Annotated in this window: 10 protein-coding genes; all 10 read right to left on the bottom strand. The window is 58.7% G+C overall.

The annotated features are described in order from the left end of the window. The 10 genes from BTE54_RS15505 to parE all read right to left on the bottom strand — a co-directional run bounded on the left by BTE54_RS15505 (position 1) and on the right by parE (position 19,399). A complete protein-coding gene (locus BTE54_RS15505) occupies positions 1 to 8,334 on the bottom strand; it encodes a hemagglutinin repeat-containing protein (RefSeq protein WP_078053042.1) in 8,334 nt (2,777 codons plus the stop codon). 61 nt (positions 8,335 to 8,395) lie between these two features. Next, a complete protein-coding gene (locus BTE54_RS25300; protein ID WP_236774855.1) occupies positions 8,396 to 8,692 on the bottom strand; it encodes a hypothetical protein in 297 nt (98 codons plus the stop codon). After that, positions 8,692 to 9,132, bottom strand: coding sequence for a hypothetical protein (locus BTE54_RS15495; RefSeq protein WP_143240725.1), 441 nt, complete (start codon positions 9,130 to 9,132; stop codon positions 8,692 to 8,694). Before BTE54_RS15495 ends, BTE54_RS25300 begins: the two co-directional genes overlap by 1 nt. Positions 9,133 to 9,194: 62 nt before the next feature. Further along, complete coding sequence (locus BTE54_RS15490) at positions 9,195 to 9,737, bottom strand: hypothetical protein (protein WP_078053040.1); 543 nt, start codon at positions 9,735 to 9,737, stop codon at positions 9,195 to 9,197. 28 nt (positions 9,738 to 9,765) lie between these two features. Then, positions 9,766 to 10,605, bottom strand: a complete 840-nt coding sequence (locus tag BTE54_RS15485; RefSeq protein WP_245316611.1) for a tetratricopeptide repeat protein — start codon at positions 10,603 to 10,605, stop codon at positions 9,766 to 9,768. A 125-nt stretch (positions 10,606 to 10,730) separates the two neighbouring features. Further along, a complete protein-coding gene (locus BTE54_RS15480) occupies positions 10,731 to 12,719 on the bottom strand; it encodes a filamentous hemagglutinin N-terminal domain-containing protein (protein ID WP_245316609.1) in 1,989 nt (662 codons plus the stop codon). Then, positions 12,716 to 13,528: a ChaN family lipoprotein gene (locus tag BTE54_RS15475; RefSeq protein WP_245316607.1), complete on the bottom strand. Its 813-nt coding sequence runs from the start codon at positions 13,526 to 13,528 to the stop codon at positions 12,716 to 12,718. Before BTE54_RS15475 ends, BTE54_RS15480 begins: the two co-directional genes overlap by 4 nt. Before the next feature lie 140 nt (positions 13,529 to 13,668). Next, positions 13,669 to 14,232: an invasion associated locus B family protein gene (locus tag BTE54_RS15470; protein ID WP_245316606.1), complete on the bottom strand. Its 564-nt coding sequence runs from the start codon at positions 14,230 to 14,232 to the stop codon at positions 13,669 to 13,671. A 102-nt stretch (positions 14,233 to 14,334) separates the two neighbouring features. Then, positions 14,335 to 16,326, bottom strand: coding sequence for a ShlB/FhaC/HecB family hemolysin secretion/activation protein (locus BTE54_RS15465; protein WP_223215627.1), 1,992 nt, complete (start codon positions 16,324 to 16,326; stop codon positions 14,335 to 14,337). 958 nt (positions 16,327 to 17,284) lie between these two features. After that, positions 17,285 to 19,399 carry a DNA topoisomerase IV subunit B gene (parE, locus tag BTE54_RS15455; RefSeq protein ID WP_065654989.1) on the bottom strand — a complete coding sequence of 705 codons (2,115 nt, stop codon included), beginning with the start codon at positions 19,397 to 19,399 and terminating at the stop codon, positions 17,285 to 17,287. Positions 19,400 to 19,621: the final 222 nt, after the last annotated feature.

Below are 19,621 nucleotides of genomic sequence, written 5' to 3'. Positions count from 1 at the left end.
TCAGGGTACAATTTGTCCAGAGCTTACAAAGCTTTGATAACGCTGCTTCCAATAAGATTGCGAATAACCCGATTGTCGCACAGGTCCTCCCGGACCAGGAATATGTAGTGGGCCACCATTCACAGAATTATAGGCATTTTGTGAGCGGGTCACCTCAATCAACTGACCTGTCTCGCGTCCAACGTGGTGCAACTGCACCGGTTCCCAATTACCGTCGGCACCCCGAACGAAGGGAGCTTGGCCATTCTTCATCAAGATCACATTCTGTGGACTCAGTTCAATATCTGAACGTTGGACGACCAATTCCCCATTATGACGAGTAACTCCCGTCCAGACGGTACTGTTACTGAACGTTGTTTCAACATTCGCTATAAATTGCTCTTCATCGATGTTTTGAGCTTTAACATTTTCAAAACGTCCCGTCGTGCCTTTAACACTTTCAAATTTTCCATCATAAAACCTCACGCCAATTGCCGCCATAGCAACGGACATGGCGATGCCTTGTGCAAGAAGCTGCTTAACTTCCTTGGCTTGAGGCGAATCCGGGTTCTCGGCGATGAACTTGTGCACCTGCTGCTCGGCTGCCGCATCTGCCACATAATCGTCCAGCATCCTGTGAGAGAGAGCTTTCAGATAGGCCGAACCGGCATCGCCGAGCGTTCCCAGAGCAACCGCAATTCGGAAGCTTGCCGCCTGACCGCTTGGCCCGTCAGTTTTCAGGATGTCGATCAACTGATTGAATTGCGCGGCGTCGATCCGACCGTTTTCGCTGGCCATGACGATCTTTGTTAGCGCCATGGTGATGTCGATACCATCGGCAGCAAGAGCGGGGGCCTCGTTCTGCAGATTGCTACCGACGATGCTCGTCGCCGCGTCCGCGTATTTCTGGATCGCCACAGCATCAAATTTGCCTGATGATTTCAGGGTTTCAAAGTGACTTACGTCCCCACGAACGAGTGCATAAGCCAAGGCACATTCCAGTGCCTCCTGTAGGGCTGCATCGTCCCCTTTTTCCAACCTCTGTTCGATGAAACGCGCGACGGTCTCCGTTGCTTCCAGCCGCAGCTTGGAGATCTCGACACCACAGGGCCCGTTTGTGCCGCAGGCGGTGCGAACCATAAGGTTACCGCTTGTCGGATCGCGATAGAGTTCCTCGCCCTGTTGGATCAGCATAATCGATTTCAGCAAGTCCTCGCTGTTGAGGGCGCCCTGCTTCAAAGCGTCGAAGGATTTGCGCTCCTGCAGCATGGCCTGGAAGCGCGGTGTCTTCATCAACTCTTCGGCTTCGGCAGGTGTCGCCCCGCCATAGAGGATCGCCTCACGATACTGGTCGATAGCGTGCGGGCCTTCTGCCGCAATCCAGCCTGGAACGGCGGCATCCTGCGCCTGGCTGTATCGAAGAGCAAAATCGAGATTGCGTTTCAGATTACGCAGAGCCTCGACATCGAGTTCGCCCGACAGCTTGGTGTAGCTGTCCTTGGTGATTTCCTGATACTTCGAGGCATCCTTGTTGATGGAGGCGAGAAGCTCCTCGGCGGCAGCCTTGTCCGCTTCCGTTCCGGCAACACCATCCTTGTCGGCATCACGAATCGTGACATTCAATTCACCGGAGGCATCGAGCGTCGTGCGGGTCTCGCCCTGCTTGTCCTTCTTCTCATAAGAGAAACCGACGGAGTTCAGCCCACCGCCGCTGATGCCGATAGACCCGCCAACGTTCTTGTACTGGTCGGTATCCTTCAGGTCGGCCACCGTCAGTGTGCCGGTATCGAGGCTGATATCGCCATCGGTCGCCTGAAGCAGCGCGCCGACCAGCGTGGTGTCTTCGGCAACCTTGATGTCGATGCCCTGTGCCGCGACAATCCCAGAGCCGGAGGACCATGCCTTGAAGCCGTCCTCCTTCGAGCCGCGAACACTCCAGTCGGCGGGGTTGACGCCAACCGTCAGGCCGAAGGAAAAGCCGTCGCGCCAGCCCTGAGCCTGCGGCGAGAGGATGGCGAGGTCGCGCCCGACATCGAGATCGACCGTCCTGCCGATGATGTTGCCGCCCAGAAGCGCCGTATCGCGGCCCGATGTCAGCGAAACATTGCCGGCGGAGGTGATGGAGGCATTCGTCAGCGTCTCGTCATAGCCCTTCGACTTGCCGATATCGAAGCCGATCGAGGACAGGGAGAGCTGCAGGCCGAAGGAAGACGACTTGTCTTTTGCATAATCGACAAGCGCTGCCATGAGGATATCGCGGCCGGCATCGATGGAGACATCGCCGCCGGAGACCATCTTCGTGCCCTGATCCAGAATGACGTCCAGCCCGGCCTTCATGACGATATCGCCGCCAGCCGTCAGTTCGGAAATCTGGCTCTCGCTCCAGCGCTGCTCGCTCTTCCAGACCGACAGGTTGATGCCGACAGTCTTGGCTATCGAGCCGGCAGTGATCTGTCCTGTTCCCGGGTCTCGGAATTGCCCCAACGGGTCCAGCATTTTCTCGACCGGACTGCTGAGCGAAGGCCCTTGGGTTGATTGACCTGCACTATAAAAAGCGCCCAGTCCCCCCGTGGCCAGATTGACAACAGCCAGCCCCGCCGCAAGCCCATTGTCGGCATTGGCAAGCGTTGCGAGTTTGGCGGTGATGGGATTGATGCCGGCAAGGCCGGACAGGATCTGCCCGCCGGAGCCGCCCTTCAGTGCGGCATCTATGCCGGCCGATCCGGGGAAGCTAAGGCCGACGTAAAAACCCTTCTCCGTGAAATAAAGCGCATCCTGCGCCGCTTCCAGCCGGATCGTGTCATCGGTCTTCATCAGAAGGTCGTTGACGGCGGCGATCTTCACGCCCGTACCGGTGATCGGACCCTTGGCATTGAGCGAGACGTCATTGCCCGAAAGGCGGGTGACGGTCGTATCGACATCGTTCCACGCCTGTTTGACCGAGCCCCAGCCCAGACCCTTGAAACCCCATTCCTTGTAGCGGTTATGGACTTCCTCACTGACGACACCCATGTCGATTTTGCCGGTGGCGTCGATCGAGAGCTTGTCGAAGGCGCTGACCAGCGCGCCGTTCAGAAGAACATCGCCAGGAGCGGTTCCCTTCGCGCACAGGCTGCCACCGTCGCATACGCTGTAACCGGCAAGGATCGAGACATCGCCAACCAGCGACTGGGCGCTGGCCTCGGCGGTGGTGATCTCGTTGCGCAGTACCGTGATACCCGACAGGAAGCCGCGCTTCTTATAATCTTCGGCGACGAAACTGTCCTTCAGCGTCTCGAAGGTTACATCGCGACCGGCTGCAAGCAGCATGTCGGTGACGGAGCCGAGTGTACCGCCGCTATTGACGATATCCAGGTCGGCGATGACGGTCAGATCCCGTCCGGCCGTGATGGATGCAACATTATAATCGGTACGCAGGGTGCCGCAGGCCTTGCCGACACAACCGTCCTGTGAATCGACGGTGCGGGTGTAGCGCTCTGTCTCGTTGATCAGCGAGCCGCCGATCCTGAGGTCGATATCGCCCGCCGAGGCAAGCGTGCCGCCCCGATTCAAAAGATCGCCATCGGTCGCCATGAACAGCGTGCCGGCAGAGATGAGGCCGCTGTCGCCACGCCCACCGGCAAGTGCACGGTCACGCTCATCGAGGTCGAGCAGACGCTGGTTAAGAATAGAGGAGGCGGAAATCGAGGCGAGCCCGGAGGCCACAATCGCGCCGCTGTTGTTGAGCTTGCCGTCAATGTCGATCAGGAGATCGTCGGCAGCGATGAGGCCGGCGCCGCGCCCGCCACGGAGCAGTTCGTCCTGCGAGGGCAGGTAAAGGCGCGGAACAAGCACGGGCTTGCCGTCGATGATGCGGGTTTCATGCCACACGATGGGCTTTTCGAGAGCAGCGCGCTGCGCCTCGGTTAAGGCCACGCCGTATTGCGCACCGGTGCTCGCCGCGAATTCCGCCGCATTGCGGTAAAGCTGCTCCCGTTGCTCTTCCACAGAGAGGGAAGGATCGATAACCAGATGCGTACCAGCCTGCTGGCGGGCCGCCTCGGCGAGAGCCTTGGCTTCCGCGACAGGATCCGCATAGAAGGTAAGCGCCGCGCCATCTATGCGCGCCGAGCCGAGCAGGCGCGCAGCTTCTGTCGAGCCGGTAACGCGCACGAGGTTGCCGAAATCGGAGGCGTTGACGCTGTGGAGGTTCCGCGCTTCGAAAGCTCCGAGATCAAGGGGCGGAACCGAGACATCATCGAGCACGAAGTTGACGATGCCCAACTGGCCCGCGGCACCGCTAATAGCCGAACCGGCGTTACCACTGATGCCAACAAGCGTCGTTCCGCTGTAATTGCCGAAGCCGGAACCATCGATACCACCGGGCGTGCCAAGACCGTTTTGCAACTCACCTGCCTCGATGGAGACGAGGCTTCCGGAAAGCGTGCCGCGATTGGTGATCGCGGCGCCGCCATCGATCATCAAAGAGCCGCCCGACTTTATCACGGAGCCGACACCGACCGAGGCGGTTCCGACATATGTTTTCGTGGCGTTGCCGTAGGGTCCAGTCCCCACCTCGGCCATACGGCTGCCGATCATGATCACATCGGGAATATTGTTCGGATCGATACCGAGCGCCGCCAGATCAAGCAGACTTGCCGCGTCTGCGTATTCGATGACCTGGACGGCGCCTCCGTTGATGACACCATCCTTGTATTTCTGTTTGCCCGAATAGGTGATCGTCACCGGAGACTTGCCCTTGGAAATGACAATCATCCGGTTGCCGCCTTCAGCGCGTTCGGCAAGCGCCGGGTCCTTGAAAACGGCGGGGTTGAATTGTGCCACGAGCCATCGCGGATCGGCACCGACCGGCGCATGAAACTTGCCGGACCCGCTATCCATGAAACTCCGGACACCGCCCCATTGCACTCGATAGTGATCGACATTGCTGGTGACCATATCGTTGAGGATACGGTTCACGTCGATGGAGAGGTCCTTGACCGCGAGGATACGACCTTCGCGGTTTTCAAGGGCATCACCTGAAATCGCCATATTGGCGCCGGCGCGAATCGTGCCGGGCAATCGAACCCGAACGATCCCGGAGAACTCGTCGCGCGTGGCGGTCATCGTCCCCCAGTATCGCGCAGGGCTGCTGGTGCGCTCGGTCGCATAGAGAATGCTGAGGTCACCGAGCTGGTAATAGTCCTGCATACTGTCCGTACCGTCCAATGCGGTATTGATCAGTGCCGTCGCCTTGATCTGCATGTCGGCGCCGCTTTCGATACGGGCCGATGCGTTCGTCAGCGTTGACAGGACTTCGATTGCAAGATTGCCGCCGGCGAATATGCGACCAAGGCTGTTATCGAGGTTGCCGCGAACCTCGAGGATCATGTTGCCACTGGATTTGATTGCGGCATTGGTCCCGACATTGGTGAGCGATGCGGTCTGGGCTTTCAATCCTGCCCCGGCATGAATCAGCGCTTCGTTGGTCAGCAGACCGCCAACCACGACATTCAGTGTTCCCGGAGTCAGGATCGAACCAAGATTGTGCAGGTTTCCACTGACATTGGTCTCTATCGCGCCGGCATCGATTTTACCTGTGGCACCGTTGACAAGATTGCCTTTGACATCGAGACCAAGCTTGCCGGCGACGGCAAGCAGCCCGGCATTGGTGAAGGAAGAGCCAAGGATGAGATCGAGATTGCGGGCCACCAGACGGGCAGAGGAAGAGCCGGGAATATAGCTATAGGTCTGAAGACGCAGATTTCCACCAGCCTCAATCGATCCGCTGTTACCAAGGCTCGTTGCCGCTGAAAGCAGGGCACCGTTGACCGAAACGATCTGACCGAGATTGGAGAGACTTCCGGAAAGGTTTACGGTCAATTCGCCAACAGCTACGGGGCCATTTTCTGTCTGGCGTGTGGAGCCGGCATAGATACGCCCCATCTGCTGGTTATCGAGCTTCTCAGCCGAAACTGAAAACCCCTCTCTGCCTTGCAGAAGACCGGAATTCGACAGAGTGGTGTCTGCCGAAAGCCTCAGCGTCCGGCTGGATGCGATTGAACCTGCGCCACTGTTGATCAGATCGCCTACAGTCAGCTCCAGATCACTGGCGGCATGGATAGAACCGCTGTTGGCGAGAAGACCGGAAACGGTTGCGTTCAACGTTGTATCAGAAACGAGTTTGCCGAGATTGACCAGATCACCAACGACCCTGGTCTCTATTGTCTTGGCGACGATTTCGCCGCTTGTGGCATTTTGCACTCCCTGTCCCGCCTGCAAGATCAAATCCCCAGACGCAGCAATCAGACCCGCATTGCGTAGAGTGCCCGAAAGGGTGATGTCTACGTTTGCCGCATATGTCCCGATCAATGCCGCCGCACCGGAATTGAGGAGGTCAGCCGCCACGAGAGTGAGGTCTGCATTGGAGCTGATCGCACCGGTGTTCGTGATCGTGCCACCGGCGCTGATATCGACGGTCTCGAGTGCGCTAATCGCTCCGTTGTTGCGGAGTTCGCTCCCGAGGATCAACTCTGCCTTCTGGGCGGCCAATTTTGCCCCCTGCGAGTTGGCGATATAATTTACGGCATCGAGTTCAAGTTCACCTGCTGCGGTGATCTTTCCATCATTTGTTACGCTTCCGTCAGAAAGAAGCGTAAGCGTCGTTTCGGAGAGGAGGCTTCCCAGATTGGTGAGATTGCCTGCGGTCGTTATCCTGAGCGTCCCGGCCTTGATGACACCCGTTGCATCAACGATAGCCTGCTGAGCGTTGATCGCGAGCTGGCCGCTTGAAAGGAGTACGCCGGCATTCCTGAAGTTGCGGACATCGAACAGGCGATCGCCCGTCGTGAACACACCGGTGTTCGAAATGGCCAGATCGCGGAATGCCATCGCGAGCGCGGGATAGCCCGCGGTATCGATCCGGGTGCCAATGGTTAGCTGTTCAGCTGCATTGATGAAGACGGGAGAAGTCTTTTTGAACTGGGTGCCATCACCGATCTCGACATTCGTTGCCGTGATCGAACCCTGGTTTCCCGGTTCGAACCAGGTCGATGTCAGCGTTACATCCTTCGCTCTGATATCGATGTTCGGCGCAACAAGGGTCGCCGTGTCGGTGGCAAGTTTGTCTGTCGCGCGCAGGTTCATATTGCCGACGCTGGCGATAATACCGGACAGAGAAGCACTGCCGCCCGCTTCCACCGTCATCACACCGCCGGATTTGAGGACGGCAGCGGAAACGATATCGGCACTCGCAACGATGGAAAGGCCGCGCCCGCCTTCTACGGTCGCCGTATCGAGCAGGGAAACATCGCGGGCAGTGATGGAGATTTCTCCCTGTGCCGCGAGATCGCGCGCAATCTGAAGCGCGCCTGCAGCACGCAGGTCGGCGTTGCCGACCACACCGCCCGACACCAACTGGATTTGACCGGCGGAGACGAGCGAAAGCGCACCCGGCAGGAGCGCGCCATTGGCATCGAGCATACCAAGAGCCTGTATGTTGCCAGCCAGCGAAATACCTGTGTTCAGATCGCTGGAAAGGGTCGCAATCGATGCCGCGCGTACAACGCCTGCCGCGCTCGAAACGATTCCCTGGCCCGCTGCATCGCCGGCGATGGCCGTCGTTTTGCCCGTTAAACCATCCGTACGATTGGAGCCGGCCTTAAGGTCGATACGACCCCGCGCATCGATCAGGCCATCGATCCGGATTGACTTTGCATCAAGCCGGATCTCATCCGGCGAATGACCGTCGGCGGCCGAAACACCGGTGCCGGAAATGGTGATGTCGCCTGACCGGGTCTCCAACCCTACCGTACCGGCATTGTAGTCGATAAGCGGTGCACCGGTGGTCAGCGTCGCGCGGCCGGTGTTGATAAATCCGCACCCCATGCAATCGATGCCGTTGGGATTGGCCACGATCACATCAGCCTTCGAACCAAAAACCTCGGTCACGCCATTGAGGTTGGAACGTCTGCTGCCGGTTACTTCGTTGACGATGATCTTGGCGGAGCCGCCACCGACGAGATTGGGATTGGATTCAACCTTGCCGCCGATGATGGAAGTTCCGCCAAGCCCGGAATTGTTCAGGATCAGTCCGCGCGTATCGATATTGTACTCGCGCAACTTGTTATGGCTGACGCCGCCGCTCGACGGCTTGACGATGTTCAGCGTCGGCGTTCCGTTGTCCGAAGACGTCACATTTGGACGAAACTCAATTGGCGCGGTCGGATCTGTGATGACCTGCGCGCTGGCGGGTGCAAATGAACTGGCGATGGTCGTCAGCACGAGGCTGACCGACGTCACCAATGCGGTCGCTTTCTTGACCAGCTTGCCCGGCTTGGACTTGCAGATCAGCACTTTGACCATCATCGTTTTCATTCGGGTACTCCCAACAGCAAGGGCAATTGAATTCGTATTCGCTTAGGTACAAACCAGATCGTCAGCAGTTCTTTATGAGGACGGTCCAGATATATTGCGTGGTCCATCCCGGATGGCGGTAAACCGGGCGAGATGTTTCGCTCATGTCTGCGATGGTCGCCCCCGGTTGGCATTTTTCGAGGACAGCCTTTTTGCAGGATTGCTCCGTCGGGGTGACGATCGAATTGGTGCACGTCGCCGACATGATCTTTTCGCCGTTCAGTGTCGCGACCGGCTGCGGATCGGTGGGCCGGCAGCCGGCAGCCAGGGCCAGCGAGAGGAAAACGGGAAGGAAACGCGTCATCTTCCAACAAGCCATTATTTTATTCCTTGCAACTGCCGTGTGTGCCGGAAGGCGATAGCTGCCTCAAGGAACGCGCGCGAACGCGACACGTTACCGGCAATCTCTTCGTCGAAACCGCGGATCAGCAATTTGCGATAGATATCCGAAGCATCCGGGTCGTTTTTTACCGAGACCGGCAACGCTGCCTTCTGCGCGCGACCGTAGGCCGCGACATCCCGCAGATTGTCAAAAAAGCCCGTATATTGGTTTCTGACCGCCGGACTGTAGCCGACAAGGGTGCCGTTGCGCCTGAAATAGGCGCAATCGTCGTTTTCAGGCGGCATCTGCCGGCGGGCGATTGTCAATCGATTTGCCTCATCGATCATCGTGCAAAACGCCTGTGCATTGCGCAGATTCGCTTGTTCGATTTTTTCCCGCCTGGCTGCCTGTTCAGCAGACGGAGCAGCCCCTGACATCCGACAAGTCCAATCAGGCTGAATGCGATCAAGGCCTTGCCGACAAATGTAACGCGCATGGCTTACCTCGCGCCCGATGCCAGATATTGCCGACCGCGACCGGTCGCTACGGCCGCGTGAGAGAAAGCTGCAGTGTCCGCGACTGCGGCAACCTCGGCCTCCTTGAACCCGCGAAGGATCATCTTCCGATAAACGATTGCTCCATCCTCGGATTTCAGATGGGCTGGTATTTGCGCTTTCTTTGCCCGTTCCTCGTTGGTCGCCTTTTCCGCCGCCTGGGCGAGTGCAACGACGCCGCCAATCGGCACGGGGATCCCGTTGAAGGCAAAATTCGGTAAAGGCGTCGGGCGGCCGTCGAAACCCACAAGAGTATTGTTTCTGCGCATATAGGCGCAGTCGGGTGCATGTAATGGCTTCTCGTCCACCTTGGTCCTGCGCTGATTGAGCAAATCCACCAGTTCGCAATCCGCCTTGGCGACTCGATCATTCTCGCGATTATATTCGTCCTGTTTCGCCTGTTGCTCCGGAGAAAGCGGCTTCGTCGTCTGGCAACCCGCCAACAAAAGTGCAGCCCCCGCCGCGATAAAAATCGTCGTGATCTTCATGGTCCCTCTCGAAATTCAATGTGATTGATCAATTTGCTTCCGCGGCCTGAGCCGGTTTCCAGTTGCGGGCACGCGCCTGCGCATCCTCGATCTCTGTCGGTGTCATGCTCGCCGTCAGCCGCTCGAGAGCGGCACGCGCGCCGGGATGTCCGCGTTCATTGGCGAGGTTGTAATAGAGGTGGGCACGGATCGGATCGGCAGCCACACCTTCACCCTTTTCCAGCATCTCGGCGAAACCGTAGAGCGAGACCGGGTTTCCGAGCGACGCGCCCTGTTCGAACAGTTTCACCGCCCTGGCGAGATCCTGTTCGGTTCCGGTTCCGGTTCGAAGAAGTGCGGCCTCCATGTTGCGTGCGCCGGTGTGGCCATTTTGCGAGGCCTTTTCGTAATAACCAAATGCAATCGCGGCATCCTTGGCGCGGCCGAGACCATCGAGAGCAAGACCTCCGCAATTGAACTGGGCTTCCGGGTTACCGAGATCGGCAGCCTTGCAGATCAGTTCAGCCGCGGCGGCAAAATCCTGGCGGACATTTTCGCCGCGAAGATGCATGAGCCCCAGCCGGTTCATCGCCGCAGCCGAACCCTTTTCAGCCGCAGCGATATAGAGGGCCCGTGCTTTCACCGCGTCAGGCGTAAAACCCACACCGAGCTCGACCATGCGCGCCAGATGAAAGCCGGCCTCGCCATCGCCCTTGTCAAAACCGTCGGCAAAAGCCTTTGCGGCATTGGTAAAATCCTTCTTTTCCAGAAGCGCCTTGCCATCTTCAAGAGGGCTAGCCGCTGTGGGATGGGCCAAACCCAAAGCGCTCATGAGGGCGAGAACTGCCAGAGAGGTGAGGGCGGGTCGGCGGCATGATGTGTTGCGCATGGATTGAACTCCGTGATCAGGATTTTCCGGGTTAGCCCCGAGAGCAATTTCGTCTTTTTTCGGCGCCGTGAGTTTGGGCCTCACGGCCAACAAGAACGGTGATTTCTGGTGAAGTCGGGCCGCCATCATCTACCGACCATCCCCGGGAAGAGCCCGATGGAATCGAGGCCGAACGGGTATTCTTCGCCTGCCGTTTCCTTGAAGGTTTCGATGCCTGATCGGGCGAAGACACCATCCCGAGCCCGCAGCGCGCCCGCAGTCACCTGAACAGGACGGAAGGCATTGATCGTGATGCTGCCCTGGGGCGCCTCAAAAACGCCGCCCTGATCGCCGGTCCCGATCCACGCGGTCGATCCGCCCCAGAAATTATAGAGGCCGGTTGGACGCTGAACGACGGTCGGGATCGAGCCGCCCTCCAGCACCACGGAGGGAGCAGTCGCATTGATGCTGCCGTAGCTGACGATCTGGCCATATCTGTTCAGGATTGAGGATGAGGCGCGCAATTCAATATTGCCGTTGGCATTGATCGCGCCACCCGAAACATTTGTCGTGGAGGAGCCATAACCGATGCAGGTCAGCCTGCAGCGCTTGACGAACTGCAGGGAGCCGGACAGACCGCCTTCATTGAGGATGCTACTGCCTTCAATATGCACCGACCCGGAATCAGCATTGATCGAACTGCCGCGGTTAACGATGTTATCGCCAGCCTTCACCGAAACGCTACTGCCGATTATATATGCCTGTCGGCCGGGTAGACGCGGCTGGCCGTAGTTTATGCTGATAGTTTCGGTCATCTCCCGCGATTGCCAGAGCGTGTACCAGAGGCGTTTGCCGTCGTCTTTCTGGTGGTGCCAGACACCTTCCCCGTTCAGGATGTCCGCAATATTAAGGACGTCCTTGCCTGCATCGATTGTCGTCTCGCTGTTGGAGAGGAGTCTGCCCGTATTGTTGATAACGGAGCCTTCGGCCTGCACATCAAGCCTTCCCTCTGAACCAAAGACGATTGCCAGTTGATCGGTATTTTCGGTCAACAGTTTTACATCGCCAGCGGCTTTGACGAATGCCTGGCTTTTCCCGCTCATCAGAACACCGGTATTTGTGATGTCACCCGTTCCGGCCAGAAGCGTCAACGCGCCGTTGATGGCTTCGATTCTGCTTTGAGGCTGACCGGCCAGTGAGCGAGCCTCTATCGAGCCCGCCTTAACATGGACATTGTCCTTCGCTTCAATTGATCCGCTCGTCGCGACCTTGCCGGATGCATCGATCACGAAATCGCCCAGCATCGCGAGCCCGTTGCCCGCGTGGCTGACACCTGCGCCATTGTTGGTGGCGCGGATGCGGACCGTATTGGCCTTCAGCGTCCCGCGCGAGGTTATTTCAATAGCGACAGAATTGTCGTTGCTTCCCTCGTCTTTCCTCCGTCCCCAGTTCTCGAGATCGGAGTTCGGCACGATCGCTGAATCGTATTCGACGGAACTGCCGCCGGCGGTCAGTTCTATAGACGAGCGCAATTGAGGAGAGCTGTTTTCGACAGGGCCGTCGACGCGGATGCGGCCTGCCAACAAATGCAGGGTAGACATCGCGCCGGAAAGGCCTCCCGCACCGATATCGATCGTGCCGCCCTCTGTCTTGAGCACCACATTATCTTGAAAGGAGCCGGATGTGATCTGTCGGCTCACGATAGACGCCTTGCCGGTGGAAAGCACGACGCCACCGGTCTTGTGGAAGCTTGCCCCATCGACGGAAATGCCGTTCGGATTGGCAATGATGACATGGGCGCTGGCCCCCAGCACCTCCAGCGGGCCGTTGAGATGCGATATGCGGGAGGATGTCACTTCATTGAGAATGGTGCGGGCATTGGCTGTCCGGTTGTCGAGATTGACACCGACCGGACTGACCGAAAATTCCGTATAGGTATTACGGCTGATGTTGCCGACCGGAGCAGCGATCTGGACGTTCGTCGCGCCGCTCACCGCATCGACGCTGGTCGTCGTATTGGTCCCGAGATCAGGAATGACCTGCGCGAAAGCTGGCAGAGCGACACCGCACAACAGCAGAGGCAGCCCACATCTCAACGAACGTCTAATGTCAAACGATTGGAACATGCTTCTCATCTGGAGATGGACTCCCCTGTCTTGCTCGTCAGCCCTGTCAGTTTGCACGGGTCGGCCAGTTCAGCCTTGCCGACGATCCAGAGGTAATCGTAGAGGAGGCGCTCTTCGACGGTGATCTTTTCACCTTCGGCGAAAGCGCCAACGGTCAGAACCGACGCGTCTGCCCGGGCAAGGGCCTGATAAAGAGAGCGGTCCTTGCGACCGTGACCGCGGCCGACTTGTAGCAGAACACCATGCTTCAACATCCGGGCCTGCTCTGCGGCATCGGCCATGGAAAGATCGCGCCGGATCTGATGGTCGGCGTTCAGCGCGGCCTGCCGGTCCGAGATCAGTCCGCAATGCGCTGCCATCATTGCTTTCGTCCAGCTTTTGCGGACTGCGGTTTCGGCTGCGCCGAGCCGTTTGCGGATCGCCTTTTTCTCGTTTGGTGTCAGTTCGCCCGTGCGTCCGTCTTTCTCCGCCAGATCGCCGCCAAGTAAGGGAACGCGAAGGCTGAATGCGCGCTCAACGAGCGGCAACCAGTTGTCGAAGGCTGGCCAGCCTCGCGTCCACCATTTAAGTTCTGCGCCGAGCCCGGCCGGTGTTTCCGGATGTTTTTTGCGATAGAGGGCAATTGCCGCATCGTCATCGCGCGAGAGCATTTCCATCACGGCGGTTACGGGACGATCATCCTTCGCCATAGCCGACAGCACACAGGACGACGCAACTGCCTGCTCCCTGACGCCATGCCGTTCGCCAAAAAGCAGGTAATCCACCTTACCGACGCGACCGGCCAGATCGGCAAAAGAGATCGGGCTGCTGCTGGACACTTCTTCAATCCTGCCCGTGCAGTCCTTGAACTCGCCGGGTGCCGCCAATCCTTGTCCGGCCATTGATAGCCAGCCTGCCGCCATCAGTCCGGCAAGCAGCACATTGCGAGCTATCCCTGCGCATATCTTCCTGCCTGGTCTCATGGTGTTGCCGCATCCAGCGCGTCAATACCGGCGCTGATCCCGTTGAGTGAAACCTTGAGCGGGATGGTGGTTGCCTTGGTGTCCTTGAGAGCGACCGTCAGAACGTTTCCCTTGCGCAAAGCGCCGAGCAGCGAGCCGTTGAGAGCAAAGCCGGCGTGGCATCCGGAGATATTGCAGGTCTCGAAGATAACGCGCTGAACCTGTCCACCATCGATCTTCAACTCCAGACCTGCCGGGAGATAGACGTTCAGCGGCGTCGAAATGACCGCGACACGTTGTTTTCCCTGCCTCGCAATGTTGAACAGAAAGACGACATCTTTCCCGCCGTTGACGGCCTGCGCCTGCTGGAGACGGCATGCCCCGCTTTCCGCTTTCGGCGTGGCGGAAGCCGCCTGCGGCTTGCAGACCAGTTCCCAGTCGCCGTAACGTTTGGGCTCTACGACTGCTTCTGCCGCAACCCCGGAAGTCTCTTCCCGGACAGCGAGAGCCTTTCCGTCCTCCGCAATTGCTTTCGGCGCAGGCGCGATCAGCAGCAATCCAACGGCAATAAGCGCCGCCATGCCCATTCCGGAGACCGATGAGACCAGCCAGCGGCGCGGCCCGAACGTGAGGCAATTATCGCCAGCATCTCTTGAGGGAGGATCGAACAAAAACGGCATGGCTCAAAAAACCTTCAAACGCAGTGTCATGAACAACTCACCCTTTTCCTCGCTCACGCGCCGGCTTCGGCTGTCTTCGGCAACTCGCCAGGCGTAGCCGACATCGAAAGAAAGCCTTGGGCCGCCATATCGCAGGCCCACACCACTGCCGACCCGGTATCCGGTGACTTCATTGGCAACGTCGCGGCCTAGTCCTGCGTCGAGAAAGAGATAAGGGTTGAGACGGGAGAGGGTCGTTCGCGCCCATTCCGACGATGGGGCGGGTATTTGCACTGGGCTCTGGCTGTCCGGCTGCGGGCCTGATCCGGCTTTCCCCAACAGCAAATCGACCGGCATCGCGAATGCGACCTCGTTGCGCCACACCGCGCCCCGGTCAGCCTTGAAGCTTCCATTGGAAAATCCGCGCACCGAACTGCGCGAGCCGATCGTCATCTGGTCGTCGGAATAAAGCGCGGTTGCCGCCCATTGTGTGGACAGGCTGGACGAAACGGAGGCGCGCCCGGGAAAGACATAAGACCCCGAAAGAGATGCATCCAGCTTTGTGAACTGGCTGTGAGGTATGGAGGCGTCGATATCGTCGGCATCTTCGCGCGCATTGAAGATAGACAGCCCCTGGCTGGCACCGATCCGGGCCGACACGTTGGCGCGTTCGAAAAAGCGGCTGTAAGTCAGGCCTGCCTGAATCGGAGAAACGCGCTGGTCCATCAGCCCAACGCCGTTGATATAGCGGTTCTGTTCACGATGCGCGACCGTGAAATCGGCAACCAGCCGCTCCGTGCGCGATGAATGAACGATCCAGTCGGCACCTGCGCTGACGTTCCAGGTCGTCATGAACAGTTCGGAAAGCGGGCCGAGGTCGATCATGTTTTCGGACCAGTCGCCCTTGAGCCTCATTGTGGCTCGTCCCACGGGAACAGCGAAATCCCCGCTCAGTTCGTTGGTCTCGACGCCGCTTTTAAGCGTCAGCCCCCACATGTCGTTGATGCCGATCAGATTGTCTTTCTCCGCCGTGATCCCAAAGCGCAACTTGTCAACGCCTTCGATGGATTCCGTGTCGTAACCGCCGTAGAGCCTGAACGCGTCATTGATGCGGTTCGTGATCTGCACGTCGGAGGTCGCCGGCCTCTTGCCCGGAACAAGCTCCGCCTTTGCCTTGTTCGAAGGAACCCTGTTGAGGCTATCGAGTGTGTCCTGCAGGCGATCGACATGCAGGACATCGTCTTTGGCAATTGTGCCAGTCATCGCGATCCGGGCGGATGGCGGCAGCAAGGTCAGGCGTTCGAGATCGTCATCAAGGCCCTCCCACCAGGCATCTGCCTGCTGCACGAACTCGGAAATGGACGAGGATCGTGCAACGTTGCCACTTAGTTCGGCCATGCGGGGAAAGAACGCCTTATAAGGCTGCTGCTCCTCCTTGTAGACGACCGCATCGATCCGCCCGGGCACAACGCGCAGGACCAGCGTTCTGCTGGCGGCAATGTCTTGCTCCGGCAACCAGGCCTGCGTCGTGGCAAAACCCTTGTCGGCAAAAAGACCGTTTACCGCCTTGAGCAATCCGCCGACGCTTTCATTGCTCTGGCAGGACAATGCGAAGGGTCTTGTCACGTCCTCCACAGCTTCGCTGCCAATGAGTTCGTGGCCGCCTTCGATGCGGATCGTGTCTACCGGAAAACATGGTGAAGCACCGGACGTCGTATTATCAGATGCGGGACCCGCAAATGTCTGGATCGTCAGGGCAGGCTCCTGCGATGCGGCGACAAGTGGATCTACCTCACCTGCGTTTGCCTCTGCCGGCGGCCGCCCTTTGAGATCATCCCGTGACGATGCCGTTTGTGGAGCAAGGCAAAGAGCTGCGCAGAGAACGACGACCGAGTTTCGCAACGCGGGTGAGGTCGGCGCGATACCGCCGATCACCTTCCTGTCGAAACCACTTGCTGTAGATGATTTGGTAGCTGCCGGAACGACAAATCGCGCTCTGGCCAGATATCTGGTCATCAATAAAATTCAACCCCATGTTGCCCAATGCGACGCATTAATCAATAGAGGGTAATTTGCAAGACAACTCTGGCGCGCTTACAAAAAGAATGAGAATTGAGTTACCAATTTGCATCAGTTATGCGTTGGATTTCGTTGAGATCGAAGCTCGCACGGTGCTGGCCGGAGTGGATTCAAGGGGCGATACTTCATGTCAGAATTATAATTAAGTGTTTAATATTGATTGTTTTATTGCGCTATCCGAGATCAAGAACGCAGCCGTTTGCCCGCAGTTGGATTGGTCGCGGGTAAAATGCAAAAAGTCATATGTGATTGTTTGTGATCTGCCCCGAATGTCGTCATGGGCACCAGACGCAGCGAATCCGGGGCAGATTTTTGATTTTTCCGGCCAGTAAGGGCGAAGATGAACGACCTTTGCGTGTATTTTCCATGGGGGCGATCGGGAAGGGCCGGCGGGCTCGCAGGCCTGGCCCTATTTTGGCTGAAGCCGGAAAGAGCCAAGCGCTCGGGGCTAGAAATCCACCTTTCCAGCCGGAGATCGGGTAGTTTCCCCTGACAAACAGGTAACTCGCTTAATCAGAAGTGGTGGGCCGTCTCCACCCTAAACGAAAGGCGTTCAGTTTGGCCCGGGGTATACCGCACGACGACATCATCGAAGCTCTTTGGGCCATCGGTCTTGTACGAGACCTCGACGACATGCGGGGTCTCAGGATTGCGAAGGCCTGAATCATATATCCAGAAGAACCGAGCCAGATAGTCGTGCCCGTCCCAGCTTGCAATCACTGCATCTGCCATAACCCCAACACCGGGCCTGCCCAGTTTACTCCTGTTTTGTTCCTTAAGGCATTCTCCGGGCACCTTTCAGCACCCGGAAACAGTAGAATGTGGTTTGGCCAGTTTTAGCTTCCAAAATGGCCAGATCTAACGCCTTTTGGTCAATACTTAGATCGGTTTCCCATCAGATATCCAGATTATCAGCGAATGCCGCCCGTTCCTGAATGAAACGGAAGCGGGCATCGGCCTTGGTGCCCATCAGGTTGTCGACGGCCTCGCGGGTGCCTTCGAAATCCACGTCGTCGATCTCGACGCGCAGCAGGGTGCGCTTTTCGGGATCCATGGTGGTTTCCTTCAGCTGCTGGGCCATCATCTCGCCGAGGCCTTTGAAGCGGCCGATTTCGACCTTCTTGCCCTTGAAGACGGTTTCCATCAGCTCGGCGCGGTGGGCGTCGTCGCGGGCATAGGCGCTCTTGGCGCCCTGGCGAATGACGTAGAGTGGCGGCACTGCCAGATAGAGGTGATTGCCGCGAATGAGTTCCGGCATTTCCTGATAGAAGAAGGTGATGAGCAGCGAGGCGATATGGGCACCGTCGACGTCGGCATCGGTCATGATGATGATGCGCTCATAACGCAGGTCCTCTTCGCGGTACTTGGTGCGCGTGCCGCAGCCGAGCGCCTGGATGAGATCGGCGATCTGCTGGTTGGCGGAGAGTTTTTCGCGGCTGGCGCTGCCGACGTTCAGGATTTTGCCGCGCAGCGGCAGGATGGCCTGGTTGGCGCGGTTGCGCGCCTGCTTGGCCGAGCCGCCGGCCGAGTCGCCCTCGACGATGAAAAGCTCAGCCCCTTCTGCGGTGTTCTGGGCGCAATCCGCCAGCTTGCCGGGCAGGCGCAGCTTGCGCACGGCGGTCTTGCGGTTGACTTCCTTTTCCTTGCGGCGGCGCAGGCGCTCTTCGGCGCGCTCGATCACCCAGTCGAGCAGCTTCGCCGCTTCGCCCGGATTGCCGGCGAGATAATGGTCGAAGGGATCGCGCAGCGCGTTTTCGACGATGCGCTGGGCCTCGACGGTTGCGAGCTTGTCCTTGGTCTGGCCGACGAATTCCGGCTCGCGGATGAAGACGGAGAGCATGCCGGCGGCGGAGATCATCACGTCATCGGTGGTGATGTCCTTGGCGCGCTTGTTCTGCGTCAGGTCCGCATAATTCTTCAGGCCCTTGGTGAGCGCGATGCGCAGGCCGGCCTCATGCGTGCCGCCTTCGGGCGTCGGAATGGTGTTGCAATAGGAATGAATCTGCGTATCGCCGCCATACCAGGTGACGGCCCATTCCAGCGCGCCGTGGCCGCCGGTCTTTTCCGTGCGGCCGGAGAAAATCTCGCGGGTGACGGTGAATTCCTTGCCGAGCGTGGCGGCAAGATAATCCTTCAGGCCGCCTGGGAAATGGAACACGGCCTTTTCGGGGATTTCACCGCCGGCCGGCACCATGCCGGGATCACAGCTCCAGCGGATTTCAACGCCGCCGAAGAGATAGGCCTTGGAGCGGGCCATGCGGAAGATGCGGGCCGGTTCGAATTTCGCGTGGTCGCCAAAGATTTGCGGATCGGGATGGAAACGCACGCGGGTGCCGCGGCGATTGTGCACGTCGCCCAGCTCTTCCAGCGGGCCGATCGGCAGGCCGCGCGAAAAGCGCTGGCGGTAAAGCTTGCGGTTACGGGCCACTTCCACTTCGAGAAGATCGGACAGCGCATTGACCACGGAAACGCCGACGCCGTGCAGGCCGCCCGATGTCTCATAGGCCTTGCCGTCGAACTTGCCGCCGGCATGCAGCTTGGTCATGATGACTTCGAGCGTCGACTTGCCGGGCACCTGCGGGTGGTTTTCCACCGGAATGCCGCGGCCATTGTCGGTGACCGTCAGGAAACCTTCGGCGTCGAGATGGACCTCGATGAAATTGGCGTGGCCGGCGACGGCCTCGTCCATGGAGTTGTCGATGACTTCGGCGAAGAGATGGTGCAGCGCCTTTTCATCGGTGCCGCCAATATACATGCCGGGGCGCATGCGCACCGGCTCCAGCCCTTCGAGCACGCGGATCGAGGACGCGCCGTAGTCGTCACCGGATGGTGATGCGGGGGCGGGCGGCGTCACGGCCGCAACGGCTGCGGGCTTCGGCTGCACATTCGCGTTGGCGGGCACGTTGGGGGCCGCGGTCACCGGCGTCTTTGCGGTGTCCTCGTTCGTTTCCGTATCGCTGTTTCGTGCTGCCGGAAGACCGGAGAAGAGATCGTTGCTGTCGTCCATCATGTCCAAAGTTCAAAAGCGTGTGTCAGAATTTCGCCATGCGAATCATTATGCCAATAGCGTCAATCATAACGCCAAACGCGGTTCCCGTCCGATTGAACCGGGGTTCGCCTGGGCGAGCGCTGCGCATCCTATGCCACGATTGTGTCAGGGTTTCGCAACAGGAGGATTGCGCTGCCGGCCTTGCGATGGCAAGTCTCGCAGCCACGAATGAACGGTTAGCCA

Source organism: Agrobacterium sp. YIC 4121 (assembly GCF_002008205.1).
In the GTDB taxonomy this organism is placed as follows: Bacteria; Pseudomonadota; Alphaproteobacteria; order Rhizobiales; family Rhizobiaceae; genus Agrobacterium; species Agrobacterium leguminum.
Note: the sequence above shows the minus strand (reverse complement) of the source record. Positions and strands in the feature narration are given on the sequence as shown.